Below are 26,261 nucleotides of genomic sequence, written 5' to 3' on the forward strand. Positions count from 1 at the left end.
AATAAGCATTGAAACCATTAAAAACCTATCACTTTCTGGAATTTGAGACTATTCTTATATCTTTCTAATTCTTCCTCCTGACTCCTGACTCCTGACTCCTGACTCCTAACCCTCACAGATAACTTTTTCAGCAAACCCTAAGTAGGTAAACACAATAAAACAAAACTGTGTAAAGAAACTTAAAATCGCTGAAAACTTCTTTACTATTGCCTCTTGCCTCTTGCCTTACTATAACGACAATTTTCAACACCAACCTACTTAGGTAATTTGGGGAATTGGTAAAAGTATTACTCAGTAGCCAATTCCCAATCCCCTTTTTGGAGTGGTTTTTTCCTAAAACTTAGTAAAGCTCTTCTTCTTTGTGGGTTTCGATGATGACATCAGAAGTAGGATAAGCCACACAAGTCAATACATATCCAGCTTCAATTTGGTCATCATCTAAGAAAGATTGATCAGATTGATCAACAGTACCGGACTTGATTTTACCAGCACAGCTTGAACAAGCACCAGCCCGACAGGAGTAAGGTAACTCAATTTTCTGATCTTCCGCTGCATCTATAATATACTCATCATCGTCAACGTTAATGGTTACATTAAGACCTTCTGTTTCGTTGATAAGTGTCACTTTGTAAGTAGCCATTTAATTATCCTCTCTTGTGAAATCGGTAGTATTAGTGATGTTTCAGCAAATTTTACAGCTATTCTGATGAGATTAAGTGCTGGTTTAAATTTACTTGAGTTCTGAATCCCCAGAAAAAGGTGACAAGGGGTGACAGAAAGTTAACTTTGTGAGGTTGGTCTAGTTCCAAGACCTTAGAGTTCTACGATCCGGGGACTAAAATTAAAGGTATTAGATAATTGGGGAATTGGTAAAAGTCCTACTCAGTAGCCAATTCCCAATCCCCTTTGTAGAGTGGAATTTTTTACTAAAATTTAGTAAAGGTCTTCTTCTTTGTGGGTTTCGATGGTGACATCAGAAGTAGGATAAGCCACACAAGTCAATACATATCCAGCTTCAACTTGATCGTCATCTAAGAAAGACTGATCAGATTGGTCTACAGTACCACTAACGAGTTTACCAGCACAGGTTGAACAAGCACCAGCGCGACAGGAGTAGGGTAAGTCCAGTCCAGCTTCTTCTGCTGCATCTAGAATATAGACATCGTCGTCAACTTCAATGGTTTTGTCTAAACCTTCGGCTTCGTTGATTAGTCTGACTTTGTAACTAGCCATTTAATTATCCTCTGTTGTGAAATCGGCAGTATAAGTGATGTTTCCGCAAACATTACAGCTATTCTGATGGGATTAGCCGCTGGTTTAAATTTGCTTCAATTCTGATACTAAGGGAAAAGTTAAAAGTTATAACAGAAAATTGACCCCGATTAGTAATGAAATTTAGTTACTTATTACTAATAAGTTTTTGTTATATGAAATACCGACTGGGATAGATGTCAAAGTGCATCTTGGGGGCATTTTTTGATATCGGTCTTATGAAATCTCTGGTTGGTCAGGAATTGCATCAGGTAGTTCATGTTCTACGCAGCGTAAACGCGGATATAAGTAGGCAATTAAGGTTGCAACTAGAGAAAACAGACCCATGATGATAAACATTAAACCCATGCCGCGACCATGACCAACCCCAATAATCTGGCCAATGCTATTGGCTAAAGCTCCATCTTGCGCCATGATTGGTTCAAAAAATTGATCAGCTAATGCTCCACAGGTCAGGTAGGCCAGTGGTAAAAACCCCTGCACAGCAGCACTGCGAAAAGCAAAAACCCTTCCCTGGACTTCTGGGGCTACTTTTTTTTGATAGATGACTTGAATTGACCCATTAATAATGGGAAACATCAAAAATATCAAGAAATTGGCGATCGTAAATATAACTGTGGAAGCCTTCAACCCAGCTAATACATATAAAATGCCCAAAAATGCCATTGATACAAATATAGTATTGATCTGGCGTTCTAGTCCGCCCCAAATGCTGATCACCGCACTGCCTAGCAATAGTCCAAAACTAGAAATAGAATAGATAGTCCCTAGGGATTGAGCGGAAGCAAAGGAAAGCACTAAGGGTGTAGTGAGAGCTTCTGCGCTACCAACGAGAAAGTTGATAATGGCAATGAACATGACTAATCCGAGTAGTCCAGGACGTGCCACTAAATATTTCCAGCCAAAGGTGATTTCTTGCCAAAATGAGTTAGTTTCGGCATCGGGATTTTCTGTGGACGAGATTTCAGGAAATTTAACTACCAGCAAACAGATCAAGGCCAAGGCTAATGTAGATAAATCAATGATGACAATTCCTGATAATTGTACAGTTACTAATAAGGCTGCTGCTAATGCGGGGGAGAGAATTTCGGCGATCGCTAATCTGATCTGTGTCATCGAACTGGCACGACCAAGTTGTTCTTTTGGCACAAGTAATGTAGTCGCCGAGGAATAGGCTAGTCCCTGAAAAGCACTGAAAGTGGAACTAATCCCACTGATTAGACACAGACTCCAAACTTCTAAGTGATTACTGATAAATAACCAAGCAATTAGTAAGGTACATAAACCTGCACAGAAATCACTAATAATCATGATCCAGCGCCGAGGAAAGCGATCGACAATCACGCCGGCAATCGGAGAGATCAAAATTGTTGGTAGGGTTGTGGAGAGAATCAGCAGTGTAAATTGAGTCGTGGAATTCGTATGTTGATAAACCCAAATACTGAGCGCAAAACCCGTTGTCCGCGAGCCAACCAGAGACAACACTTGACCAAACCAGATCAAGATAAAAACGCTCATGCTTTGAGTTATCTCTCCTGATTGACTGGAAAAATACTCAGTCCATCTCAATAAAGATGATCCAAATCTAGGTTGTTGTTTCAACTCTGGTGGGCTGTTTTCTAACATGGCAATAGTGATTATTAGTGAACTTGCGGCAAAGCCTCATGATTTAATGTAACATTTATTTCTCATATCCCCGACTTCTTAGAGAAGTCGGGGATCTGGACTCTTGCAATGTTCACCAATCAAAAAATTCACAAACTTGACTAGTGGGATCTTGGACAAGCTGCTGAAGAATTTGCTGGTAATAGCCGAACAAAACCTCGATGGTTTGATTTGTAAATAACTCCGTGCTGTAGAAAACCTTAATTTCCATGGTGGGATTATTTACTGAAGGTGAAGAAACATAAATTTCTAAAGGAATTTCTCCATCCCACAAGTCGAGATCGCGCTTAATTGTGACAAAATCTACATCTAATATCCAGTTATGCCAATTTTGTGGAGGTAACATAGTTAGGGATGCCGAGATATTCAATCGTTGTTTACTGGTGATAGTCTCAATGACTGTGTGACAAGCAATTTCTTTATTATTAATGGCTTCCGTGAGAGTTTCTTGGGCTTGTTCTAAAAGAATTTGTCCAGTTTGTTCAGAGGAAAGATGCGATAGCGAAGCGCTGCTGCGAAGCGCAGATCGCAAAATGACATCATTGATGAAGCAACCGAGCATTTTTTCAGTTTCTACCGCACTCCGATTACCAATAGTTGTGACGACTAAAATATCGTTCTTACTACTATATTTGAACAAAAGTATATTTAGAGCAGTGAGAATGATCGCAAAGATACTGATCCTTTGAGAACGGCAGAGAGCTTCGATTGATGTTACAATACTTGCTGGCAGAACCACAGAATAAATAGCTGCGCTGGTATTTTCGTTACTCAACGGTAGCTGATTGCTAGATATCTGATCAGATTCTAATGAAGTATTAGTTAGTTTTTGTAGCCAGTAAGCCAATTGCTTTTCTATAACCTTTTCATTAAAGTATTGCCGTTGCCAGAGGGTAAAATCTGCGTAATGAACAGGTAATTCGGGTAGAGGTGAAGGTAAACCATTCACAAAAGCTGCATAGAGGATTCCTAACTCCTCCAACAACAGACCAAATGACCAGCCATCTGTGATGATATGGTGCATATTGATTGTCAACCAATGTTCTTCTGGAGTTAGTCGCAATAAACTTGTTTTGATGAGCGGGACTAAAGCCAGATCAAAATGGTGATTATATTGCAGCGCAGCTAGTCTTTCTGCTTCAGATATTCGCTCTATTAAAGGTAGGTTTTGTAAGTCTATAATCTCTAATGGGATAGTCAGAGACGGGCTAATTACTTGTACGGGTTGACCTTCTACTATAGTAAAAGCCGTGCGTAATATTTCATGACGACGAATGATTTCATTGAAACTGGACTCCAACGCAATTGCAGAAAGAGAGCCAGTGAACCGTAAAATAAAAAAGCTGTTGTAGGCGCAACTTTCAGGAGCTAATTGTTGTAAATACCAGATAGACTCTTGGGCAAAAGACAGGGGGATACAAGTGTCTCGTGCTTGAGGGACAAGGGGTGGTAAGGTATCAACTTTTATGGCATCCAGTTGATGTGCAATTATTACTTGACTAAGTTCAGCAATAGTCGGGGCTGTAAATAAAGAACGCAAAGGCAGAACGATGGAAAAATGTTCTTGAATGCGAGATATTACAGATGTGATCAGGAGAGAGTGTCCCCCCAATTCAAAGAAGTTATCATAGATGCCTACCTGCTCCCGATGTAATACCGTACACCAGATTTCGGCTAATTTTGTTTCTAGGGCAGTCCCAGGGGCAACAAAAGCCGTTTCTAGCTCTGCATTGGTTATTTCTGGCTTTGGTAAAACCAGCCTGTCAACTTTACCATTAGGAGTCAAAGGTAAGGCTTTGAGCATCACAAAAGCCGCAGGTATCATATATTCAGGTAGATTTCCTTTCAGAAATTGACGTAATTCGCTACTAGTCAATGTTTCTGTGGCGCTAACAATATAAGCTGTTAAATACTTGTTACCTGGATGATCTTCTCTAACAATGACTACTACCTGCTGAACTTGAGGATGTTGTGTTAATACTGTCTCGATTTCTCCTAGTTCAATCCGAAAACCTCGAATTTTGACTTGGTGATCAATGCGTCCCAGAAATTCAATATTTCCGTCTGGTAAATAGCGTCCTAAGTCTCCAGTTTTATAAAGTCGTTCATTTGCCACAAAAGGATTAGCAATAAATCGCTCAGATGTTAAGTCAGGACGATTCAAGTACCCTCTAGCTAAACTTAGTCCACCAATGTAGATTTCTCCATAAACGCCAATAGGTAGGGGTTGAAGATAGGGATCAAGAATGTAAACTTGAGTATTGGCAATAGGACGACCTATAGGTGGAAATTTACTATCGGATGCTGCTGGTAAAATTTGCCTAGAAGTTGTAACTACTGTATTTTCGGTGGGACCATAGTTATTAAAAAACTTAAATGGTAACTTATTTGATGGATAAAAATTAAGTCTATCTCCACCAGTTAACATAGTTCGCAAAGTTGTATTTGCTGACCAAGATAAAAGACAGAATTGTTCTGCTAAGGGTGTAGGAATAAAACTAATAGTAATATTATGTGATAGCAACTTCTCTTGAAGTGTTTTTGCTGACAGCAGAAATTCTGATTTAATTAAATATATACTCGCTCCGACTACTAAATAAGGCCATAATTCCCAGACAGCAGCATCAAAAGCTGTTCCGGCTAACTGTGTCGCTCGATCTGATGATTTTACTTCAAAATTATTTAAGTGCCAGAACACTAAATTTAATAGTGCTGAATGTTGAATTAGTACACCTTTAGGTCTTCCTGTAGAACCAGAAGTATAGATGACATAAGCTAAATTTTCAGGGGTGCAATTATTAATAGGATTATGGGAACTCTGACTGGCAATTTCAATTTCCAAATCTTTATCCCAACAAATAATTTTAGTTTGTGATTGCTCTAGGGTTGATGATAAATGTGGGAGTAATGAAGAATGAGTCAAAATGATGGACATTTGTGAGTCTGCCACCATATAATTGAGACGTTCTGGGGGATAGTTAGGATCGAGTGGCACATAAGCACCACCAGCTTTGAAAATGCCCAAATATCCGACTATCATTTCCAAAGAACGTTCTAAATATACACCCACTAATATTTCTGGTTCTACACCCAAAAACTGTAAATAATGAGCTAGTTTGTTAGCTTGTAAATTTAATTGTTGGTAGGTTAATTGCTGATCTTCAAATACTACCGCTACTGCATCGGGTGTTTTATCCACCTGCTCCTCAAATAATTGATGAATGGATTTTTGGGGATAATCAGTTCCCGTATGATTCCATTCAACTAATAACTGATGCTTTTGGGATGCTGTTAATAAAGGTAATGTCCTAATCCGCTCTTGAGGATCTGCCACAACTGCCTCAACTAAGGTGTGAAAACTCTCCACCATTCTGGCAATAGTATCAGCATCAAACAAATTAGCATTATATTCAAATGCACCTATTAATTCAGTTCCTAATGCTGAATCTTTTTCCTGCATTGATAAAGTTAAATCAAAAGTTGCCCCCGCTGTCGCTCTTGCTAATTCTATTTGGGTAACTTGCAAATCTCCTAATTCCAGTTTTGACACCGGAGAATTTTGCAATACAAACATGACTTGAAATAAGGGACTATGACTGAGGTGGCGCTGAGGTTGGAGGGTTTCCACAAGTTGATCAAAGGGGACATTTTGGTGAGCATAAGCCTCAAGTGCCATCTGTCGCACCTGTTGGAGTAATTCTATAAATGTGGGATTTCCTTCGAGACGAGTTCGTAAAACTAAGGTATTCACAAAAAAGCCAATTAATGGTTCTAATGCCACGCGATTGCGATTACTAATGGGAGAACCAATAACAATATCTTCTTGTCCACTGTAGCGGGAAAGTAAGATCACAAAAGCTGTGAGCAGTGTCATAAATAGGGAAGAACCCGATTTTTGACTGAGGTTTTTAACTTTGTGTGTAAGTTGGGAATCAAATTGAAATTTCTGGAGATCACTGCGAAAGGTTTGCATTGCTGTTCGTGATCGATCTGTAGGTAATTCAATTACTGTGGGAATATCTGCTAATTGTTGTTTCCAGTAATCAAGCGCGGGTTGATTTTCCAGCCATTGTCGTTGCCAATAAGCATAATCGGCATACTGAATTGATAATTTGGGTAAGGGAGAAGGTAAACCCGCTGTCAAGGCTGAATAAATAACCGATAATTCTTGGAGAAAATTCCCCACTGACCAGGCATCAGAAATGATGTGGTGCATGATTATTAATAACTGATGGGATTTTTCTCCTAATTGGATTAGTGTCACTCTTAATAGAGATGATTCATTTAACTCAAAAGGGCGAAGATATTCATTGGTAATTAATTTTTGTGCTTCAGTCGTTTTGTGATCTTCTGCTAATTCCTGTAAATCTATTACAGGTAAGGTAAATGCTAATTTATCAGCAATAATTTGGATGGGTTTACCATCAGCAATTCCAAAACTGGTACGCAGGGTTTCATGACGATTAATAATTGTAGCGATCGCCCCTTCAAGTGCTGTAAAGTTAAGTAATCCTTGTATATTCAAGACTCTGACAATATTGTACGCAGAATTTGCCCCTTCCATTTGATCAAGAAACCAAAACCGCTGCTGGGTTAATGAAAGAGGTAATTCAATATTTCGAGCAACTGGTTCTAAGTTTGGCAGTAAATTCTGGGCAGAAGATCCAATTTTTTCACTAAATGTGGCAATTGTTGGCGCAGCAAATAAACTAGCAATTGATATTTCTATTGATAGTGCTTCACGCAATCTCGATATAACTAAACTTGCTAATAGGGAATGTCCACCCAATTCTAAAAAGTTATCATGAATACCAACTTTTTCAATTCCTAAAACTTCAGACCAGATTTTAGCAATGATTTCCTGTGTGGGTGTTTGCGGAGGGACAAATTTACTTTGAATTGCTGATAGATCAGGTTCGGGTAAACTGTTACGGTCTAATTTTCCATTAGGTAAAACTGGCAATTTCTCCATTACCATTAAGGTATGGGGAATCATATAATCTGGTAATTTACTGGACAGAAAATTGCGTAATTCTTCCGAATTAAAATCTTGGTTATTGACTACGATATAAGCAACTAGCCGCTTACCACCAGAGACATCTTCCCTAGCAGAAACCACAGCTTCTTGAATACTGGGATGAAGTTTAATTACTGCTTCAATTTCTTCCAATTCAACCCGCATTCCTCGAATATTTACCTGAAAATCAATGCGACCAAGAATTTCTAAATTTTGATTACTTGAATAACGGGCAACATCTCCGGTTTTAAAAAGTCGTTGTTGAGGATTAAAAGGATTAATAATAAATTTTTCCCCATTTGCTTCGCTGCGATTCAGATAGCCTCGTGCTAAGGTAGAACCTGCAATATGGACTTCTCCAGACTCACCAATTTTTACTGGTTCAAGTTGGGAATTGAGTACATAAACCTGCTGAATATCTGGCAGAGGATAACCAACGGGTACATATCCATCTTCAGGGTTGCAGTCGTCGGGAATGGGATAAAAACCATGGCCAATACTTTCTGTTTGACCAAGAATATTAAAAAATTGGGGTGGTGTTTTAAATAGGTTGCGTAACTTTTTAATTAGTTGATAGGGTAATAATTCGCCACCAAATACTATTAATCTTAATTTTGATTCACTCAGGGCTTTTGTATATTTTGGCTCTAAACTTTCTAAAGCCATTAGTCCATAACGCCATACAGAAGGTACACCGTCAGAAATGGTAACACCACGTTTTTGAATTAATTCAAATAGGCTTAAAGGAGTTCTTGTTTGTTCACGAGTAGCCAGAATACTGGTTGCACCTTGGGATAAAGGTAAAAATAATTGTCTGACTGAAGCAGTAAAAGAGAAAGATGCTGTATGGAGATAAATATCTTGATGATTAACTGGTAATATTTTAGCGATCGCCTGAAGATAATTACAAATACTACCATGAGGCATTTGTACACCTTTTGGCTTACCAGTAGAGCCAGAAGTATATATGAGGTAAGCAAGGTTTTCTGATTGGACTGCACTAATTGGATTTACTTGACTTTGTTTTTCAATCTCGTGCCAATCTGCATCTAGACATAACACTGAAGCACTAATCACAGGCAGAATTTCTAGCCATTCTACTTTAGTTAAAAGAATTGGTAATCTGGCATCTTCTAACATAAATGCTAGGCGTTCTTGAGGATAAGCAGGGTCTAAAGGAACATAAGCTCCACCAGCTTTGAGAATACCGAGAATTCCTATAATTAACTCAATAGAGCGCTCTACGCATAGACCCACTAATACCTCTGCTTCTACCCCCATCTCTTGCAAATGATGTGCCAGTTGATTAGCTTTTGCATTCAATTCTCTGTAGGTCAATTGCTGGTTTTCAAATATTACTGCTACTGCATCAGGTGTTTTTACTACCTGCTCTGCAAAAAGGTGATGAATACACATATTTTGAGAATATTTCATGTTGTTATATCTAAAAATCTTTATTTTATAAATCTGTTTTGGCGGAGTTAGGACAACTCGTAGTATAACCACACATTAGGTTCTATGTAAGTTCCTTGATTACTTGCATAGTCAATTCTTATTGGCACTAACGCCTGGGGAACAATATAATCTCCCGTTTCTGGAAAGCGCATATCTGCCCTAGTTTCCCATCTTGTAATAGTGTCTATAATTGTCATAGCTTGATCGCAAATTTTTATGATCTTAGCTCCTTGCTTAATATGAGTACGTAACCAAGGATCAAAGGGAAGACCCGCTTCATTTTGCCAGTTTACATAATGCTTTATTGGTATGAGAGGATAAAGATTTTTCAGTGTTGGACGGGCGGGAACAATCAGCCAGCCAAGCTTGTGGAACTTAGCAATTTCTCCCATCAACTTAATCATATTTCCGCTGAGAGATTTGCCACGATACTCAGGGAGAACGGTAATGCTCAAGGCACATAATAGGGTCGGATTAGATCCTTCTGCATGGTCGGATATAGCTTTCTCATACGCCCAATCCCAGCCTTCATTTGGCAAATTCTGGAAATTGCCCTCCCAGGACAAAGGAACGGAGAACCCTACCGCTACCATCCGTTGAGTGCTAGATTCCACTAAACCATACTGAAATTCTGGATATAATTTACATAAAAGAGCATTTATATTTTGTTCTCCTGACGGATTGGGAGAGAATAAAAATTTGGCAAATCCTTGCTTTAAAATATCCCCAGCCAACTCTGAAAAATTAGGAGTATCTTTAGCCGTTACTAACTGATAGGAAACGCCATCTTTGATCAAATTTGGCAATTCTAGATAATTCATGTTCAGTGTTTTTTTCGGGTTAATTTTTCCTAAGATATCACCTTTTTGCTAATTCCCTGCCTAATTGCTCTCAAAGGCTGTAACAACATATTGGTGACACTATTAAATAAATTTGATTCTCCATTTGCTAAACCAAAGCTGAGTTTTTCATAGCTCCTTGGTACGTATAAAGTCCCAAATATCCAATCCCAAACAGACAAAATGTAACCAAAGTTTTTATCATAATGCCTTGGTTCAACACTATGATGAATGTGATGTTGGGCAGGACTCATCAACACATGACTAACCGCATAAGGGTAATTCAACCAAATATGAGAATGTCGTAAGTTAGCACCAGTTAAATAAAATAGAAATATCTGCCAATCAACTCCATAAATGGATAAATGGGAAACTTGATTGCCAAATAAATAAACCCAGATCCCTGTAGCAAAACCCAGCATTACCGTCGCTACGCTCATACTTAAAAGCAAATCAAAGGGATGGGAACGATAAACAGTCATCGGAGTTAGTACATCCGCGGAATGATGGACTTTATGAAATTCCCAAAAGAATGAATTTCTATGAGCTAAATAATGGTAACAATAATAGGCAAAATCCCCCGCTAAAGCCACAAAAATACTCAATGCGATATAGTGATACCATTGAGGATGAGTAATTAAAAGGGGTGTTGTTACGTACGTAATTTCCGTTAAGTAATGACAAATGATATTGGCTAGATTTGGTAGAGATAATATAATCGGCAATATTACAAATATTTCTAAGAGCGCAGATAAAAAATAATACTTGTATTCAGCGATCGCTGAAGGATGTAAATAAACCTCTTTGGGAAAAAGATATTGCCTTAAATTTATCTGTTTGTCTTGTTGAGATAACCCTAATTTATATATAATTAAAGCTAGTAACAAAGCTGAAAGTATATATAACCAATGAACTTCCGACGAACTTATAAATGGCACTAAAAATGGATAAAAAATTCGCAGATTTTGGATTTGTGTCATCATCTTAGATATCGGGAAACTAGAAATATAGTAGATACTTGCGAAAATTATCCAGGAATTTGATATTTAAAGTATAAAATGCGCACATTTTGTACATAAAATGCCAAGTTTATTTTTAGTATTTTTTAACTTATGTACCATATCATGTAAAACATATAACAGAACATAATTATTTGCAAACCCTAATTAAGCTTAGAAATCAGGAAAAAACAGATATTAAAATTCAAAATCGTTTAATTACTTATTTATCCTGAGCTTTATACGGCTTCTTACACTGTATTATAGTTATGGTGTTGTTTCCAAAATTACCGAAATCATGGCATTATAAACCGAAACATTGAAAACTGGTGATAAATTCATGTACGATAAGCAACTAACTTTATCCAAAAACAGTCTGAGAGTGGGTTTAGTGGGAACAGGCTATGCAGCTAAACTCAGGGCTGAGGCATTGCAACAAGATCCCCGAACTGATTTAATAGCAATAGCTGGTAATCCTGAAAGGACAGCGGTTTTAGCCCAAGAATATGCAACTGTGGCGATGGATTCTTGGCAACAGCTAGTAGAACGAGACGATTTGGATCTGGTGGTCATCAGCACCATTAATCGAGATCATGGTAGAATTACTCAAGCAGCTTTAGAATCTGGCAAACACACCATTGTTGAATATCCCTTATCCGTGGATTTCCAAGAAGCCGAAGAACTGATTGCTTTAGCCAAAAAAGTAAACAAGCTTTTGCACGTCGAACACATTGAATTATTGGGGGGTTGGCATCAAACTTTAAAACAATACTCAGACCAAATTGGTGATTTGTTTTATATTCGCTATAGCACCCTAAATCCCCAGCATCCAGCGCCGCGGAAGTGGACTTATAATCATGAGATGTTTGGCTTTCCCCTGATGGGGGCATTATCTCGTTTACATCGTCTGATTGATTTGTTTGGTGAAGTCTTAACTGTCAATTGTCACCAACGATATTGGCAAACAGAGTCTGATTATTATCAAACCTGTTTATGTTCAGCCCAATTATGCTTTGAAAGTGGACTACTGGCACAGGTAATTTATGGTAAAGGTGAAACTTTGTGGCAATCAGAACGCAAATTAGAAATTCAAGGTGAAAAAGGGGAGATAATTCTCGATGGTGATACGGGAATGCTGGTGTCAGCAGCCGGCACAAAGTTGATTGAAGTGGGTACTCGTCGGGGTTTATTTGCTAAAGATACGACTATGGTATTAGATCATCTATGCGATGGTAGTCCTTTATATATCACCCCAGAACAAAGCTTGTATACTTTAAAGGTGGCAGATGCTGCAAGCAGGGCCGCGACAACTGGATTAACTATATTTTTAAAAGAGTAGATAGAAAATTGATGAAAACCGAAACCATAGTTATTTTATCCCAGCGGGAAATCGAAAAAATGCGCCGTGCTGGCAGTTTAGCGGCTAAGTTGTTACAACATCTAGAACCTTTAGTTAAACCGGGAGTTAGCACTCTGCAATTAAATGATGAAGCGGAAAGATGGACTCAAAAGCATGGAGCAAAAAGCGCTCCTTTGGGTTATAAAGGTTATCCTAAGTCTATTTGTACAAGTGTGAATGAGGTGATTTGTCACGGTATTCCCAATGCTAAACAAATTCTCAAGGATGGAGATATTATTAATATAGATGTTACACCCATTGTTGAGGGTTATCATGGTGATACATCAAAAACATTTCTGGTGGGTAATCCTTCCCCCACAGCCCAAAAGTTAGTAGAGGTAACAGAAGAGTGTCTGCGATTGGGAATTGCAGAGGTAAAACCAGGGGCAAAAATTGGGGATATTGGGGCAGCAATTCAAGAGTACGCGGAGTCTTTCGGCTTTTCTGTGGTGCGGGATTTTGTGGGACATGGAATTAGTAATATTTTCCATACAGCACCGGATATTCCCCATTATGGCATTAGGGGTAGAGGGAAGAAACTGAGAGCCGGGATGGTGTTTACCATTGAACCGATGATTAATCAAGGAACTCATGAAGCCCAAATGCTTGGAGATGGTTGGACTGCGGTAACAAGCGATCGCCTCCTGTCTGCTCAATTTGAGCATACCATTGCTGTCACCGAAGATGGCGTAGAAATTCTGACTTTACCAGACAACTGATAGAAGGAGTCAGGAGAAAGAAGAAAGGAAGAAAAAAGGAAGGAAGAATAAAAAAACGCTTTTTATTGTTAACGAATTTGGATATGAATTTGATAGGTTTTTAAGGGCGGAATATTTCTTTCCCAGGGACGTAAATAATGGAGTTCTAGCACTGTTGAACCCGACTTTTGGGCTAAAAACTGGAAAACTTGATTTTCATCCGCTCCTGGGGCTTCTGTCTCCAACGGTTTTAATACTGAATCTCCCAAAGGTTTGAGTTTGTCAGGATCATTTTTAATAATTTGCCAACTATAGCCTGTTCCTGGATTAGTTAACAATTCAACAATCATCATATTACCTTTTTGAATAATAATCTGACTGTGATTGTTAGTATCATTGACAGTAATTTGTGATTTAGACATAGGGGGATTAGCAGCATGACTAACTTGAAAAATAATAGTCAAGGTAGTTAACAGAGAAATAATTAAAAAAACTCGCTTGGTGAAAGTCATAAATAATTTTATCCTATAGTCAAAATTGCTTGATTATTTGATTATATTGTTAGGGGTTTAGCAGTGCTGATAGGTGTTCACTTAAACCCCGGCGACTAAAAGTCACGGCTACACAAACAAAGTCCGCCTGCGCGGACTAACAAAAAATCAAGGATTTGAAACGCAGGTGGGTTTTACCTGTATGGACGCGGTTTCTAACTGCCCGTTTAACTTTACCCAACCTCAAAGTCAAAACAATTATCGAGAGATGTTTTTGGAATTAACTTTAATTAATTCTGGATTGATTTTTAAAGGAGTGATTTTTTTCAACAAGTCAGGAGAAAGCTTGTAGAAATTGCTTCTAGCTTGAGTCCAAGCTGCGCCATAACCGATGCTATTGCTGTTATAGCCAATCCACATATAACCATTATCACCCCAACCTGTACCCCAAGAATTCTTGATTAACCAAGCTTGTTTTTGATCATCCCAACCAATAAGGGTGACACCATGATTAATAGGTCCTTGTGCTTGTTCGTTAAATACGCCGCTAACATAACCTTGGAAGGCCGGAGTAACCCGCACTGCAACTGTTAAGGGTCCATATTTACACATAGCCTGTTTCATTTCTGCAACCGTGGGAATACCGCCGTTGGGTTTAACATATCCCCAAGCTATAGAACGGTAAGGAGTAGCTACACTGGGATTGTAGGGATTATTGGTGGCGGTGTAGGGGACGGTGGCTTCGGTTGCAGTCCCATTGTTAATGAGATAATCAAATGCTTTGGACCACCAACCCCCACCACAACTACCTGCACCACCCCAGTTAATAATTTGCTGTTCGGAAGCATCAGCAGTGGAGTTATTGCGAATGAGGTTGTTACCTTCGTAAGCTCCCAGGGTAGCAAATGCCCAACAACTACCGCAACCTCCTTGGTTACGAACTGGGGTAACTTTATTTAAATTCCGCCAGTCAAAGGATTTGGCGGCGGCAAAACAGCCACGAGCTTTAATTAATTGTAATTCGGGGATTACGCCGGGATTGATACGTTCAAATTTGTCACGTTCGGCTGAATCAAGATTTAAGATTTGTGCTGCAACGGCGTTTTGGATGTTAGCCTGTGTTGGTAAATCATCTGGTGCTTGGGTGGCGGCTAGTTGCTCTAGTTTATAATCTAAGGCTGTGGTGTAACCTACTTGAAAGGTGAGGTTTTTTGACTGGATATCCCGGCGTAATTCCAGTAGTTGATTTTTAATGATTAAGGGAGCTTTTTGTTCGCGCTCAAGATAAAGGGGATTGATTTTTATTGGCGATAAATTTTGATCTACAGTTTGAGATGCGGGGATTCTGATTTGGGTTTTAATTGGTTGAGCAAGAGCTATGTTTTGGAAGATTCCTAAACTCAACAAAGCCGCAGTAGATATTTGCAGAAATTTGTAACTTCTCATCAAGTTAAATGCTCCTTAAACTTGTTATTTAAGCTGTCGTTGGGTGATTTTTCAAAAGGGTTTTTATACACCTTGATTGTATTACAAGTTCAAGTTGACTTATAGATGATAGGTTTAGTTCCAATATTGTTGAATATTAAGAATTGTCAATTTCCTGTTAGATAGGTCAAAGAGGAAGTCTGAGGAATCACGCAACTGGCACATTGGTAAAGTGTATCAGACTACACAAATCCCGGCAAATAAACAAAATTTATGATTTAACTCGGCTAAAACACATCAAATATTCTGCAAGGGAAGCGTTATCTTTTGTGAAGAGTCGCAAGAGAGAGGATTTAGATGATGATAGAATGCTATCTTTAGCTTTAAGTAGGTAGGCAAAAATAAATAGAACTATGTTAAGTAAGTTAACAGATTCTGAAATTGGCTCGTAGTTAGGGCTTTAGCCCTACTTTCAGGTCTAAAGACCTTACTACAAACCTTATCTTGCCAATCTAAGTATTTGAAAATACCTTGGCGACAAATCATCGGCATGAGAAATCGGATGGTTCATGCGTATTTTGATGTTGATTTAGATATTGTCTGGCAAGTAATCACTAAAGATTTACCTTTACTTTTAATTGAGGTTGAAAAGGCAATTAAAGATTTAGAAACTTAAAGAATGGTTAATTATCAATTTCCTGTTATCTTCCCAATTTATTAGGAATCCCTTCACAACCACCGGGAATTGTCCGTCTGGTTTTCTCTCCACACCAAGCACAGCAATAGTAACGGGTAGATTCGGACATTCTTTGGGCGTTGGTGAAGTCGGCATTTTCGATAACTGCGCCGGTGTGTTCTCCTGTTTCGTAGTTGGGTGGTTCGGTGCGACTGCGGGGGGATGCCTGTTCAGGTAAACCATAAAATAGGCGCACTCCATTTAAGTCGGCGCTGCTCAAATTGGCATCATATAAGATTGTACGGGCAAGGTTGGCTTTAACTAAATCGCAATTGCTCAGATTAGCACGAATCAGGTTAGCTTCACTTAAATCTGTCCAGCGCAAATCATTGTCGGCTAAATCTGCACCTGCTAACATGACACCTAAATCAATGACGCGCACTCCTTCTAAACGATCTTCAGCATAACCACCACTACCATCTAGAATAGCTCTTCCTAGTCGGCGATCGCGCTGGAGGGGAGAGAGTAATTTGGAACGGGAGAGAAATCGCAGAATTTTGGCTTTACCACTGCCATCTACACTACTAAATATAGCGGCGGTGCGTCCTTCAGCGATCGCTCTTTCTTGTGGCCAATCTTCTAATAATCCTTCTTCATCTAATACTAGGTCAGAAATTCCTTGAAAGTAGGAATCTATGGTTTGCTGTTGGGTAATAATGTTTTGCTGGACAGTTAGCAGGTTTTGTTGAATGGTGAGGTCTTTGGAAATTACATATTGTCGCCATGCTACATAAACGGCGATAATAGCAATGGCAATTTGTCCCAATGCTCCAAACCATTCTGCTAAGGTCCCAGAAGCATCCCAGTTAATTCTTTTCCCCCAACGCAGTAAACCACTGCCCAAATTAGTAAATCGGAATAAACCAATTATTGCTACGATTACGCCTATTAAGCCAATAAATACATTTCTATCTTGGGGTGAAAACCATTCTTGAATGAGATCCCGCAACCATGGGAACAGGATTAACAGTGATAAAATCAAGGTGGCTAAAGTTCCCACAATCCCCAGAAATGAGTTATTAATGACAATACTAATCATAGTTGTGGCGATCGCCAAACTGGTAAATAATAAAATTCTGGGGGTAATAGCAGTTTGCAAACTGGAGTTACTTTCCACAAGAAACCCAGCCCCTTTGCTCATGTTCGCCTGGAATGCAGATTGTCCAAATATTTGTTTTTTTCCTAATCCTGCTGTTAGTAATGATTGATCACTACCATCAGTTTCTAATTCATCTTTTTGATTTATTTCTGAGTTAGATGAGTCAGGTTCAATACTCATATTTTTTAGTTTCCTCCCATCGTCTCATTATCAATTTAATCCCTGGCAAAACACTTGGATTCACAGTATTATATAATCTTTATCCTCAATCTGTGATCAATTTGGATAATTGATCACAGATCAATACGGATAATTATGATTCTCTCCGGTCGTAAATCAAATTTTTTGTCTCCACAAGCAACAAGCACGTAATTTTACCACGAATCATTTAGAATTTTTATGTGGGATGATTCTTTTTTTTGGCAACTCACCAAATGACTCCGCCACAACAGCTATAAATAAGATCCCCGACTTCTCTAAGCAGTCGGGGATCTGACTCTACCTGAGTTCGACATAAGATAATTTGTGGAAAACTGCCCCAATTATGAGTCTCAAAACCTGATGATCTCGTTGAAAAAATCATAACTCCGTTCGCGTAGCGTCTCCGAAGGAGAAACTCCTAACACCGAACTCAGGTGACTCTGGCAAATATGGTATAATATTCATACTTTATGAAAACCTTATCCAAATCTTCATCTTGAGTTTACATAAACAAAAAACAATTAATAATGATTAGTTGATTTCGATACGACTTTAAAGTTTCCATGAGTTTTAGGATAATTATATGATTTTTGTAGGTGCAACATGGTAGTTTGGCGACAATTAATTGCCTCTAGTTTAATTAGTTTTTTGGCAATTGGCTGTAGTGATTTGGCAAATTCTTCACCAGATAATACTCAACAAGTTGTCCAGGAAAGTAATGTTAATCAACTAATTACAGAGGTGCAAGATAGTCAAAAAGCCGAAAATTTATTACTACAAGGTAATGGCTTGTTAGATACCCATCGTTATCGAGAGGCTTTAAGTGTATATAATCAGGTCATAGCTATTAAAACCGATAGTGCGGAGACTTGGGTAAATCGTGGTAATGCTTTGATTGCTTTGCAACAGTATCCAGAAGCGGTAGAATCTTATGATAAGGCGATCGCTATTCGCCCTAATCAAGATGAGGCTTGGTATAATCGTGGTAATGCTTTAACGGCTTTACGAAATTATGAAGAAGCTGTTAAATCATACAATGAAGCGATCGCTATTCACTCCAATAAATATGAAGCCTGGATTAACCGAGGCATTGCTCTGACTAAATTACAACGCTACAAAGAAGCTTTGGCATCTTACAATCAAGCAATTACCATTCAGCCTAATTTGCATCAAGCATATTATAACAAGGCTTGTAATTATGCCTTGCAAAATAATCTCGAACTAGCAATTGACAACCTCAGAAAAGCCATTCAACTTGTACCCCGAAAATATCAAGATTTAGCGAAAAATGACCCAGATTTTGCTAAAATTCGGGGCGAACAGCGGTTTCAAGCATTATTACAATAACAGTAAGTAGTCGGATAAATTTTTACCGAACTGACAAGTCAGCGCTTATGCTATCACTTCCCTAGATTTAAGACTATTCTCACTTCCCTCTAATTCTTTCTTCATCCTGACTCCTGACTGGGCGCAGGCCCTGCGCCCCTACCTCCTGACTCCTCCCCTATGCCCCAACTTCAACGCATCACTATTCATCCCCAACAACTTCAAGCTAACCAGCTTGTATTAACACCTCAACAACAACATTATTTGCTGCGGGTATTGCGCTTGCGAGATGGTGATAAATTTATTGTGATGGATGGTATGGGGAAATGGTGGTTAGCGCAGTTACAAGGGGAACAAGGAGAGATTTTAGAACCGCTGGAGGTAAAAACTGAATTACCTGTGGCTATTACCTTGATGATGGCATTACCCAAAGGTAATGGATTTGATGAAATTGTCCGCTGTTGTACTGAGTTAGGGGTAACTTGTATTGCACCTATTTTGAGCGATCGCACCCTATTAAATCCTAGCCCCCAAAAACTAGAACGTTGGCAGCGTATAGCATCAGAAGCCGCTGAACAGTCAGAACGGGCTGTAGTTCCCACCATCCTCCAACCAGTAGCTTTTAATACTGTCATTAAAGAAAATATTGCCACTCATCGTTATATCTGTGAAGCTCGTGGAGATTATCCTCATTTACAGCAGATAATCAATAAAACCGCCAATGAGATCATTATTGCCATTGGTCCAGAAGGAGGTTGGACAAATCAAGAACTAGAAATAGCCAGAGAATCAGGATTTCAGCCGATTTCCCTGGGTCGTCGGATTCTTCGCGCAGTCACCGCACCCATAGTTGCCATATCTTTAATAGCAGCAAATTTTGAATGATATCTTGGAAACCATCAACACAACACCTGATTATTTTTACCCGCTACCCAGAACCAGGGACAACAAAAACCCGATTAATACCTGCTTTGGGTGAAGTTGGTGCTGCTAACTTGCACAAACAAATGACCGAACAGACTATTTTTCAGGTCAAAGAACTGCAAAGGACCACCAGAGTATCCGTAGAAGTGCGGTTTACAGGTGGTAATTTGGAAAAAATGCAAAATTGGTTAGGAAATGATTTAAGATATGAATCTCAGGGCGAAGGAGATTTGGGAGCAAGAATGGAGCGATCGCTCATCAATGCGTTTAATCAAAAAGCAGCACGAGTCATCATCATTGGTACAGACTGCCCCGATCTAAACTCGCAAATTTTAACAACCGCCTTCGAGCAATTAAAAGTTTTTAATCTTGTCCTGGGACCTGCCCTAGACGGTGGTTATTATTTAATTGGGTTACAACAACCAATAGCAGAATTATTCACAAATATTTCCTGGGGAACCGCTCAAGTATTTGTAAAAACAGTAGAAATTGCCCAGAAGTTAAACTTATCAATCAGCTATCTGCAAACTTTAGCAGATATTGATCGTCCAGAGGATCTTAACACCACTTTCTGATGTTATGAGGTACAGTTTTCTATCGCAAAACCTGTAGAGGCGGGGTTTACCGCCCTCACACCTAAACTGTTTTCCTTGACAAATTCTTGTCATTCATTCAGGGAAAAACTTGATACACTAATCTTTATCAAACATTCTCCTAAAGTCTGATTTTAAAAAAACTATGTTTAAATTCCCGCAGGCATTCCCCGTACTAGGCTTACCAGTGCATATAATGAATAATTATCCAAACTGGTTATTAGATTGCTTAAAAGCAGGTCAAGGAACTCATGTAGTCACCCTCAATGCCGAAATGACTATGCAAGCAGAGCGCAATTTCCCCTTAGCAAAAATCATTAAAAACGCTGAATTAGTTATTCCTGACGGTGCAGGAGTAGTTCTCTATTTACAATATCTATTAGGACAAAAAGTCCAACGGTTTCCCGGAATTGAATTAGCCGAAAAACTTTTACAAACAATCGCTCAAGAGCAAATATCAGCTTCAATATTTTTCTATGGAGGCGCACCAGGAATAGCCGCCAAAGCCGCAGATTTATGGCAAAAACAACTTCCCACCCTCAAAATATCTGGTACACATTCTGGTTATCATTCCCCAGCAGAAGAAGAACAGTTATTGCAAACCCTCACCCAAATCCAGCCACAAGTCATATTTGTTGGTTTGGGAGTACCACGTCAAGAATTATGGATTGCTAAACACCGTCATTTGTGTCCCCACTCAATTTGGATAGGTGTTGGTGGTAGTTTTGATATTTGGTCAGGTGGAAAAACTCGCGCCCCCCGTTGGTTAGCAAATAATAACTTAGAATGGCTATATAGACTATATCAAGAACCTTGGCGGTGGCAACGAATGTTAGCTTTACCAGAGTTCGCCTTTAAATCTTTAATTTATCGTTGGACGCATAAAGATGTCAATGGTTGGGAGTTCTGAGTGCAACGGTAATAGGGAAACAGTTCGCAACGTAGGGGCGCAGGGTCTGCGCCCAGAATTCAGTAACAACAACAATGAGAAATCTGTAATGTACCAAATTATTGATAATGGTGGGTTACGCTGTCGCTAACACACCCTCTTGAAAAATTTTAGCACATTTTGCACAAATGCTAAAGTAGTTTCTAGATGAATATTATGTCCGACTTGAGGAATTATTTGTAATTTAGCAAAATTACATTTTTCAGTCATGGCGATATTAATATCTATAAATTTCTCATCTTTCTCACCGACTAATAATAATAGAGGAATAGTATTTTCAGGTAGCAATTCCCATAAACTAGGTTGAGAACCTGTTCCCATAAATTGCAATGATTTAACTAAATTTAGCGGATTATTTGCTAATCTACTGGCTATCATAGATTGGTATTGCGGATGATTTTTAATATCCCCAAAAACTGGCTGTTGATACCAATTATGGAGAAAGTGATCAAAATCATCTTTATTTGTCATTCTCGTTAATTTTTTGGCTATTTGAGCATCACTTTTAATTCTAGCCAACCTTGCGGTTTCTGTTGCTAAACCAGGAGAAGCAGATTCTAGGATAACTTTAATAAATCTTTGGGGAAAATACAGAGTCAGATATAAAGCCAATCTTCCTCCCATTGAGTAACCAATTAAATAACACTGGTCAATTTTTAATTGATCTAATAATTGGATAATCGCTGTGGCTGTAGATGCCATTGTATAGCATTCATCATCTAAAACATGAGTTTGTCTATGTCCCGGTAAATCAATGGTAAGATGGGAAAAATCATCAACTAGTAGTTTTATGGCTTGATCAAATTCATAAATATTCCCCATGAAGCCATGTAAAAACAGAATTATTGGTTTGTTTGGTTGATGATTTAAAAAATAGTGAAATTGATATTTATGGATAATCAAGGCAAAAATCTATCTAAAGCGGCTTTTAATTGTTCAATTTCTAGTTCTATATTACCTGCTTGAGCAGCTCTACCAATACACTCAGTTAAATGTTCGTCTAGGACGATTCGTGCTACTTTATCTAATGCTCCTCGCACGGCGGCAATTTGTAATAACACATCAGGACATGGGGTATTTTGTTGTACCATTGTCTTAATTCCGCGAACGTGACCTTCTATACGTGATAGTCGGTTAACAATTTTGCGTAAAGACTCTTCACTGTGAACATGAGGATGAACAGAATCAATGTGTGTATGATCCGTATGGCTGTGATTGTGGATATGTTCTCCTGGTTCTGGTATAAGTAAGGAGTCGTTTGTAATGGGGGTTGCTCCATTCATAAGTTATTCTATGAATATTGGTTTTGGCATTTTGGCTCTAATAAATATCTTAGCCCAGAGAGATAGGAATTTTTTATGTTGTTTAACTGTCGCCACCGAGTTGGTGACAGCTGAGAAATATTGATGTTTGAGCCAATATCTGGCAAAATCTCAGAAACTTAAATTGGAGTGAAAATGTCAATAAACTAGAATGAGATGTAGATAGATTTATCAAGAAACAGCAAAAACTAGACTTGTAGATTAGGTTGTGATTATGCGATTTTTCCCAATGTCCCGGTCTATCCGACAACTCAGTACCCATCTGTTAGCAATTTTTATGGGAGTGACGCTGACTTTTACTTCCCTGCGGGTGTTACCTTCAGCAGCAGAACCGGGTCCGAGTCCTGTCACTGAGTCATTCATAAAAGTTGCTCAAAAGCCTTCTCCCGCTGCGGCCGTGATTGGTAGTCATAGTTTTGTGACAGCAGCGGTAAATCGTGTGGGTTCAGCAGTAGTGAGAATTGATACTGAACGGACGATTACTCGCCGAAGTGATCCGATGCTGGAAGATCCGTTTTTTCGGCGGTTTTTTGGTGATAGCTTTCCTCAACAATCACCGACTGAACAGTTACGGGGTTTAGGTTCTGGTTTTATTCTTGACAAAAGTGGTGTAATTCTCACTAATGCTCACGTAGTTGATAAGGCGGATAAGGTTACTGTCCGTCTGAAAGATGGTCGCACTTTTGAGGGTAAGGTGAAAGGCATTGATGAAGTTACGGATTTGGCTGTAGTTAAGATTAATGCTGGTAAGGATTTACCTGTTGCACCTTTGGGTTCTTCTAGTAATGTTCAGGTGGGAGATTGGGCGATCGCGGTCGGTAATCCGTTAGGATTTGATAATACTGTTACTTTGGGGATTGTCAGCACCCTGAAACGTTCGAGCGCTCAAGTAGGAATCAGTGATAAACGGTTAGATTTCATCCAGACTGACGCAGCTATTAACCCCGGTAACTCTGGTGGACCGTTATTAAATGGTTTAGGAGAGGTGATTGGAATTAATACCGCCATTCGTGCAGATGCTATGGGGATTGGGTTTGCGATTCCTATTGATAAGGCCAAGGCGATCGCTGTACAATTGCAACGAGATGGCAAAGTTGCTCACCCCTATTTAGGTGTGCAAATGGTGACACTAACACCAGAATTAGCAAAACAAAATAACAATGACCCTAATTCCATGTTTGCAATTCCTGAAGTTAAAGGTGTTTTGGTCATGCGAGTTGTTCCTAATTCTCCGGCTGCAAGTGCAGGTATCCGGCGCGGTGATGTGATTGTACAAATTGACAATAAAGCTATTACCAGTGCTGAACAATTGCAAAATGTTGTAGAAAACAGTACCCTTGGTCAAGTGTTGCAGGTAAAAGTGCAAAGAGGGAATCAAACACAGATACTTTCAGTCCGCACTGCTGAATTGAAAGACCTTTCTTAGTTAGTTTTAAACAACAAGATCCTCGACTTATTAAAAAAGTCGGGGATTTGACTCTTTAACTCTTGCAATAGCATTGAGGAAATTAAATAATGTTAAAAGTATTTGCAGACAGAGGTGGTACATTTACAGATATAGTTGCTGTCACTAATAATCAAACAATAATCAACAGACTTTTAAAACATCAAGAACGGTTTTTAATCGTTCCTCTCCCTAATCAAGAATGGATAGTAGTCTATAAATTACTCTCAGAAAATTCCGAACAATATCAAGATGCCGTAATTCAAGGTATTCGGGATATTTTGGGTATTTCCAACCAAGAACCTATTCCGACTGAAGCCATAGAAATCGTCAAAATGGGAACAACAGTAGCCACAAATGCACTGTTAGAAAGAAAAGGAGATCGGGTAGTTCTAGCTATTACGAAAGGCTTTAAAGATGGGTTGAGAATAGGTTATCAAAATCGTCCCAGTATCTTTGCTAGACAGATAATTTTACCCACCATGTTGTATGAGCAGGTAATTGAAATAGAGGAACGTTATGATGCTCATGGACAGGAATTAATAGCCGTCAATATTCAACAGACTAAACATGATTTACAAGCGGCTTATGACACAGGAATTCGCAGTTGTGCCATTGTTTTTATGCACAGCGATCGCTATCCCAAACATGAACAACAAGTAGCACAAATAGCCAAAGAAATCGGCTTTACACAAATCTCCATATCCCATCAAGTTAGTCCATTAATGAAATTAGTCAGCAGAGGAGATACAACCGTAGTAGATGCTTATTTAACTCCGATTTTGCGCCGCTACATTAACCAAGTAGCCAGTCAAATACCTGGAGTCAAATTAATGTTCATGAAATCTGATGGTGGGTTAACCGACGCAGAACAATTTCAAGGAAAAGATAGTATTTTAAGTGGACCCGCTGGCGGTATTGTCGGAGCAATTCAAACTAGTAAAAGAGCAGGTTTTGAATTAGTAATTACCTTTGATATGGGTGGAACAAGTACAGATGTTGCTCACTTCAAAGGAGAATATGAACGCCAATTAGACTCAGAAATTGCAGGTGCGCGGATGCGAGTTCCCGTATTAGCAATTAACACCATTGCGGCCGGAGGCGGTTCAATTTTATATTTTGATGGTTCTAGTTATCGTGTCGGACCCCAATCTGCGGGTGCAAATCCAGGACCAGCTTGTTACCGACGTGGAGGACAATTAACCGTCACAGATGCTAACGTCATGTTAGGAAAAATTCACCCTCAATATTTCCCCTCTGTGTTTGGCATTGCAGGCAATTTACCCTTAGACCAAGATATTGTTAAAAAACAATTTATCCAACTCTCCCAGGCGATTGTAGCCGCCACAGGCAACAGTTCTACACCCGAACAAGTAGCAGCCGGATTTATAGCGATCGCTGTAGAAAATATGGCAAATGCCATCAAAAAAATCAGTTTACAAAAAGGTTATGATGTCAGCGAATATGTCCTTTGTTGTTTTGGTGGTGCAGGTGGACAATTTGCTTGTTTAATTGCTGATACTTTAGGCATGAACAAGATATTTCTTCACCCCTATGCAGGAGTTCTTTCTGCCTATGGCATGGGATTAGCTGATATTCGCTCAATTAAAGAAACAGGTGTAGAAAAACCTTTGAATCAAATATTGATTCCGCAATTACAGCAATTAATGGCATCCTTAGAAACCCAAGCCAAAACTACTATTAACTTCGATCAAACAAGTAGAGAAAAAATAGTCCAAAAAATTAACTTAAAATATGATGGGACTAACTCTACATTAAACATTAATTTTGCCGATAATGTGGCATTAATGCGAAAAGAATTTGAAACTGAGCATAAAAATAGATATGGTTTCATTCAAACTGAGAAACCCTTAATTGTCGAATCAGTCTCAGTAGAAGTAATTCAAAAAATGGACACTCCTGAAGAACCATTAATTACTCGTAATCGTCCTTTCGATCAAAATCCCACACCTGTGGAAATAGTAAAAATGTTTACGGCTGATAAATGGCATGATACCCCTGTTTATTACCGGGATAATTTACAACCAGAAGATATTATTATCGGACCTGCTATCATTGTCGAAAAAATTAGCACAATTGTCGTTGAACCTCGCTGGAAAGCAACATTAACGAAACAAAATCACTTAATTTTACAATACCATTTTTCGTAGGTTGGGTTGAGCCTTTGCAAAACCCAACATTTCCAAAGAAAATAAGATTTTCAGAATATTTGAACGCAGATAAGACCTTGAATGGATTAATTATTAATTGGTAATTAATGTGGTTCTACCGCTCCCCTTATGGAAGAGAATATTAATTTAATTTTTGTAGGTTGGGTTGAACGAAGTGTTCGCGTAGCGTGCCGAAGGCATAACCCAACATTCGCGGGAGGATAGTAAGAGGTGTTG

19 protein-coding genes and 1 pseudogene are annotated in these 26,261 nt (G+C 38.9%); 9 read left to right on the forward strand and 11 right to left on the reverse strand.

Translation table 11 applies throughout. The features are described 5' to 3' along the window. Positions 1-340: 340 nt before the first annotated feature. The 6 genes from PN471_RS11385 to PN471_RS11410 form a co-directional block, all read right to left on the reverse strand. A complete protein-coding gene (locus tag PN471_RS11385) occupies positions 341-640 on the reverse strand; it encodes a ferredoxin (protein ID WP_271776939.1) in 300 nt (99 codons plus the stop codon). A gap of 293 nt (positions 641-933) precedes the next feature. After that, positions 934-1,233, reverse strand: a complete 300-nt coding sequence (locus tag PN471_RS11390; RefSeq protein ID WP_271776940.1) for a ferredoxin — start codon at positions 1,231-1,233, stop codon at positions 934-936. A gap of 255 nt (positions 1,234-1,488) precedes the next feature. Continuing rightward, entirely contained in the window at positions 1,489-2,898 is a 1,410-nt protein-coding gene (locus PN471_RS11395; protein ID WP_271776941.1) for an MFS transporter, read from the reverse strand. Between the two features lie 112 nt (positions 2,899-3,010). Then, a complete protein-coding gene (locus PN471_RS11400) occupies positions 3,011-9,388 on the reverse strand; it encodes a non-ribosomal peptide synthetase (RefSeq protein ID WP_271776943.1) in 6,378 nt (2,125 codons plus the stop codon). Between the two features lie 47 nt (positions 9,389-9,435). Continuing rightward, positions 9,436-10,230 carry an N-acetyltransferase gene (locus PN471_RS11405; RefSeq protein ID WP_271776944.1) on the reverse strand — a complete coding sequence of 265 codons (795 nt, stop codon included), beginning with the start codon at positions 10,228-10,230 and terminating at the stop codon, positions 9,436-9,438. A gap of 29 nt (positions 10,231-10,259) precedes the next feature. After that, positions 10,260-11,231, reverse strand: a complete 972-nt coding sequence (locus tag PN471_RS11410; RefSeq protein WP_271776945.1) for a sterol desaturase family protein — start codon at positions 11,229-11,231, stop codon at positions 10,260-10,262. A 355-nt stretch (positions 11,232-11,586) separates the two neighbouring features. On the opposite strand from PN471_RS11410, the gene PN471_RS11415 reads away from it, so the two are divergent. Both PN471_RS11415 and map read left to right on the forward strand, forming a co-directional pair. After that, positions 11,587-12,585 carry a Gfo/Idh/MocA family protein gene (locus PN471_RS11415; protein ID WP_271776946.1) on the forward strand — a complete coding sequence of 333 codons (999 nt, stop codon included), beginning with the start codon at positions 11,587-11,589 and terminating at the stop codon, positions 12,583-12,585. 11 nt (positions 12,586-12,596) lie between these two features. Further along, positions 12,597-13,364: a type I methionyl aminopeptidase gene (gene map, locus PN471_RS11420; protein WP_271776947.1), complete on the forward strand. Its 768-nt coding sequence runs from the start codon at positions 12,597-12,599 to the stop codon at positions 13,362-13,364. Positions 13,365-13,432: 68 nt separating this feature from the next. On the opposite strand, the gene PN471_RS11425 is transcribed toward map, so the two are convergent. Then, positions 13,433-13,855, reverse strand: coding sequence for a protease inhibitor I42 family protein (locus PN471_RS11425; protein ID WP_271776948.1), 423 nt, complete (start codon positions 13,853-13,855; stop codon positions 13,433-13,435). A 237-nt stretch (positions 13,856-14,092) separates the two neighbouring features. Continuing rightward, positions 14,093-15,280, reverse strand: coding sequence for a C1 family peptidase (locus tag PN471_RS11430; protein WP_271776949.1), 1,188 nt, complete (start codon positions 15,278-15,280; stop codon positions 14,093-14,095). 478 nt (positions 15,281-15,758) lie between these two features. On the opposite strand from PN471_RS11430, the pseudogene PN471_RS11435 reads away from it, so the two are divergent. Further along, positions 15,759-15,935 (forward strand): annotated as a pseudogene (locus PN471_RS11435) (HepT-like ribonuclease domain-containing protein); the annotation flags it as partial. Between the two features lie 25 nt (positions 15,936-15,960). Here PN471_RS11435 and PN471_RS11440 read toward each other — a convergent pair. Then, positions 15,961-17,274, reverse strand: coding sequence for a pentapeptide repeat-containing protein (locus PN471_RS11440; protein WP_271776950.1), 1,314 nt, complete (start codon positions 17,272-17,274; stop codon positions 15,961-15,963). A gap of 624 nt (positions 17,275-17,898) precedes the next feature. Between PN471_RS11440 and PN471_RS11445 the strand changes: the two genes are divergently transcribed. The 4 genes from PN471_RS11445 (at position 17,899) to PN471_RS11460 (ending at position 21,048) form a co-directional block, all read left to right on the forward strand. Further along, positions 17,899-18,642 (forward strand): tetratricopeptide repeat protein, encoded by a 744-nt coding sequence (locus PN471_RS11445; protein WP_271776951.1) that lies wholly within the window; start codon positions 17,899-17,901, stop codon positions 18,640-18,642. A gap of 159 nt (positions 18,643-18,801) precedes the next feature. Next, complete coding sequence (locus PN471_RS11450) at positions 18,802-19,506, forward strand: 16S rRNA (uracil(1498)-N(3))-methyltransferase (protein ID WP_271776952.1); 705 nt, start codon at positions 18,802-18,804, stop codon at positions 19,504-19,506. Then, positions 19,503-20,120, forward strand: a complete 618-nt coding sequence (locus PN471_RS11455) for a TIGR04282 family arsenosugar biosynthesis glycosyltransferase (RefSeq protein WP_271776953.1) — start codon at positions 19,503-19,505, stop codon at positions 20,118-20,120. Before PN471_RS11450 ends, PN471_RS11455 begins: the two co-directional genes overlap by 4 nt. Positions 20,121-20,283: 163 nt before the next feature. Continuing rightward, positions 20,284-21,048, forward strand: coding sequence for a WecB/TagA/CpsF family glycosyltransferase (locus PN471_RS11460; RefSeq protein ID WP_271776954.1), 765 nt, complete (start codon positions 20,284-20,286; stop codon positions 21,046-21,048). A 126-nt stretch (positions 21,049-21,174) separates the two neighbouring features. Here PN471_RS11460 and menH read toward each other — a convergent pair whose 3' ends face one another. Together menH and PN471_RS11470 are read right to left on the reverse strand one after the other, a co-directional pair. Beyond that, the gene (gene menH, locus PN471_RS11465; RefSeq protein ID WP_271776955.1) at positions 21,175-21,990 is read right to left on the reverse strand and encodes a 2-succinyl-6-hydroxy-2,4-cyclohexadiene-1-carboxylate synthase; all 816 of its coding nucleotides are present in this window, start codon (positions 21,988-21,990) and stop codon (positions 21,175-21,177) included. Then, positions 21,987-22,370, reverse strand: coding sequence for a metal-sensitive transcriptional regulator (locus tag PN471_RS11470; RefSeq protein WP_271776956.1), 384 nt, complete (start codon positions 22,368-22,370; stop codon positions 21,987-21,989). Before PN471_RS11470 ends, menH begins: the two co-directional genes overlap by 4 nt. A 253-nt stretch (positions 22,371-22,623) precedes the next feature. Between PN471_RS11470 and PN471_RS11475 the strand changes: the two genes are divergently transcribed. Both PN471_RS11475 and PN471_RS11480 read left to right on the forward strand, forming a co-directional pair. Then, the gene (locus PN471_RS11475) at positions 22,624-23,835 is read left to right on the forward strand and encodes an HhoA/HhoB/HtrA family serine endopeptidase (RefSeq protein ID WP_271776957.1); all 1,212 of its coding nucleotides are present in this window, start codon (positions 22,624-22,626) and stop codon (positions 23,833-23,835) included. 89 nt (positions 23,836-23,924) lie between these two features. Next, entirely contained in the window at positions 23,925-26,024 is a 2,100-nt protein-coding gene (locus PN471_RS11480; RefSeq protein ID WP_271776958.1) for a hydantoinase/oxoprolinase family protein, read from the forward strand. The last annotated feature ends 237 nt before the right edge of the window (positions 26,025-26,261 follow it).

It is taken from the genome of Aphanizomenon sp. CS-733/32, assembly GCF_028330045.1.
Taxonomy (GTDB): Bacteria; Cyanobacteriota; Cyanobacteriia; order Cyanobacteriales; family Nostocaceae; genus Dolichospermum; species Dolichospermum gracile.

Bases quoted from the DNA above. Each gene is read 5' to 3' on its own strand.
- PN471_RS11385 (WP_271776939.1), bottom strand. From the start codon at position 640: ATGGCTACTTACAAAGTGACACTTATCAACGAAACAGAAGGTCTTAAT.
- PN471_RS11390 (WP_271776940.1), bottom strand. From the start codon at position 1,233: ATGGCTAGTTACAAAGTCAGACTAATCAACGAAGCCGAAGGTTTAGAC.
- PN471_RS11395 (WP_271776941.1), bottom strand. From the start codon at position 2,898: ATGTTAGAAAACAGCCCACCAGAGTTGAAACAACAACCTAGATTTGGA.
- PN471_RS11400 (WP_271776943.1), bottom strand. From the start codon at position 9,388: ATGAAATATTCTCAAAATATGTGTATTCATCACCTTTTTGCAGAGCAG.
- PN471_RS11405 (WP_271776944.1), bottom strand. From the start codon at position 10,230: ATGAATTATCTAGAATTGCCAAATTTGATCAAAGATGGCGTTTCCTAT.
- PN471_RS11410 (WP_271776945.1), bottom strand. From the start codon at position 11,231: ATGATGACACAAATCCAAAATCTGCGAATTTTTTATCCATTTTTAGTG.
- PN471_RS11415 (WP_271776946.1), top strand. From the start codon at position 11,587: ATGTACGATAAGCAACTAACTTTATCCAAAAACAGTCTGAGAGTGGGT.
- map (WP_271776947.1), top strand. From the start codon at position 12,597: ATGAAAACCGAAACCATAGTTATTTTATCCCAGCGGGAAATCGAAAAA.
- PN471_RS11425 (WP_271776948.1), bottom strand. From the start codon at position 13,855: ATGACTTTCACCAAGCGAGTTTTTTTAATTATTTCTCTGTTAACTACC.
- PN471_RS11430 (WP_271776949.1), bottom strand. From the start codon at position 15,280: ATGAGAAGTTACAAATTTCTGCAAATATCTACTGCGGCTTTGTTGAGT.
- PN471_RS11440 (WP_271776950.1), bottom strand. From the start codon at position 17,274: ATGAGTATTGAACCTGACTCATCTAACTCAGAAATAAATCAAAAAGAT.
- PN471_RS11445 (WP_271776951.1), top strand. From the start codon at position 17,899: ATGGTAGTTTGGCGACAATTAATTGCCTCTAGTTTAATTAGTTTTTTG.
- PN471_RS11450 (WP_271776952.1), top strand. From the start codon at position 18,802: ATGCCCCAACTTCAACGCATCACTATTCATCCCCAACAACTTCAAGCT.
- PN471_RS11455 (WP_271776953.1), top strand. From the start codon at position 19,503: ATGATATCTTGGAAACCATCAACACAACACCTGATTATTTTTACCCGC.
- PN471_RS11460 (WP_271776954.1), top strand. From the start codon at position 20,284: ATGTTTAAATTCCCGCAGGCATTCCCCGTACTAGGCTTACCAGTGCAT.
- PN471_RS11470 (WP_271776956.1), bottom strand. From the start codon at position 22,370: ATGAATGGAGCAACCCCCATTACAAACGACTCCTTACTTATACCAGAA.
- PN471_RS11475 (WP_271776957.1), top strand. From the start codon at position 22,624: ATGCGATTTTTCCCAATGTCCCGGTCTATCCGACAACTCAGTACCCAT.
- PN471_RS11480 (WP_271776958.1), top strand. From the start codon at position 23,925: ATGTTAAAAGTATTTGCAGACAGAGGTGGTACATTTACAGATATAGTT.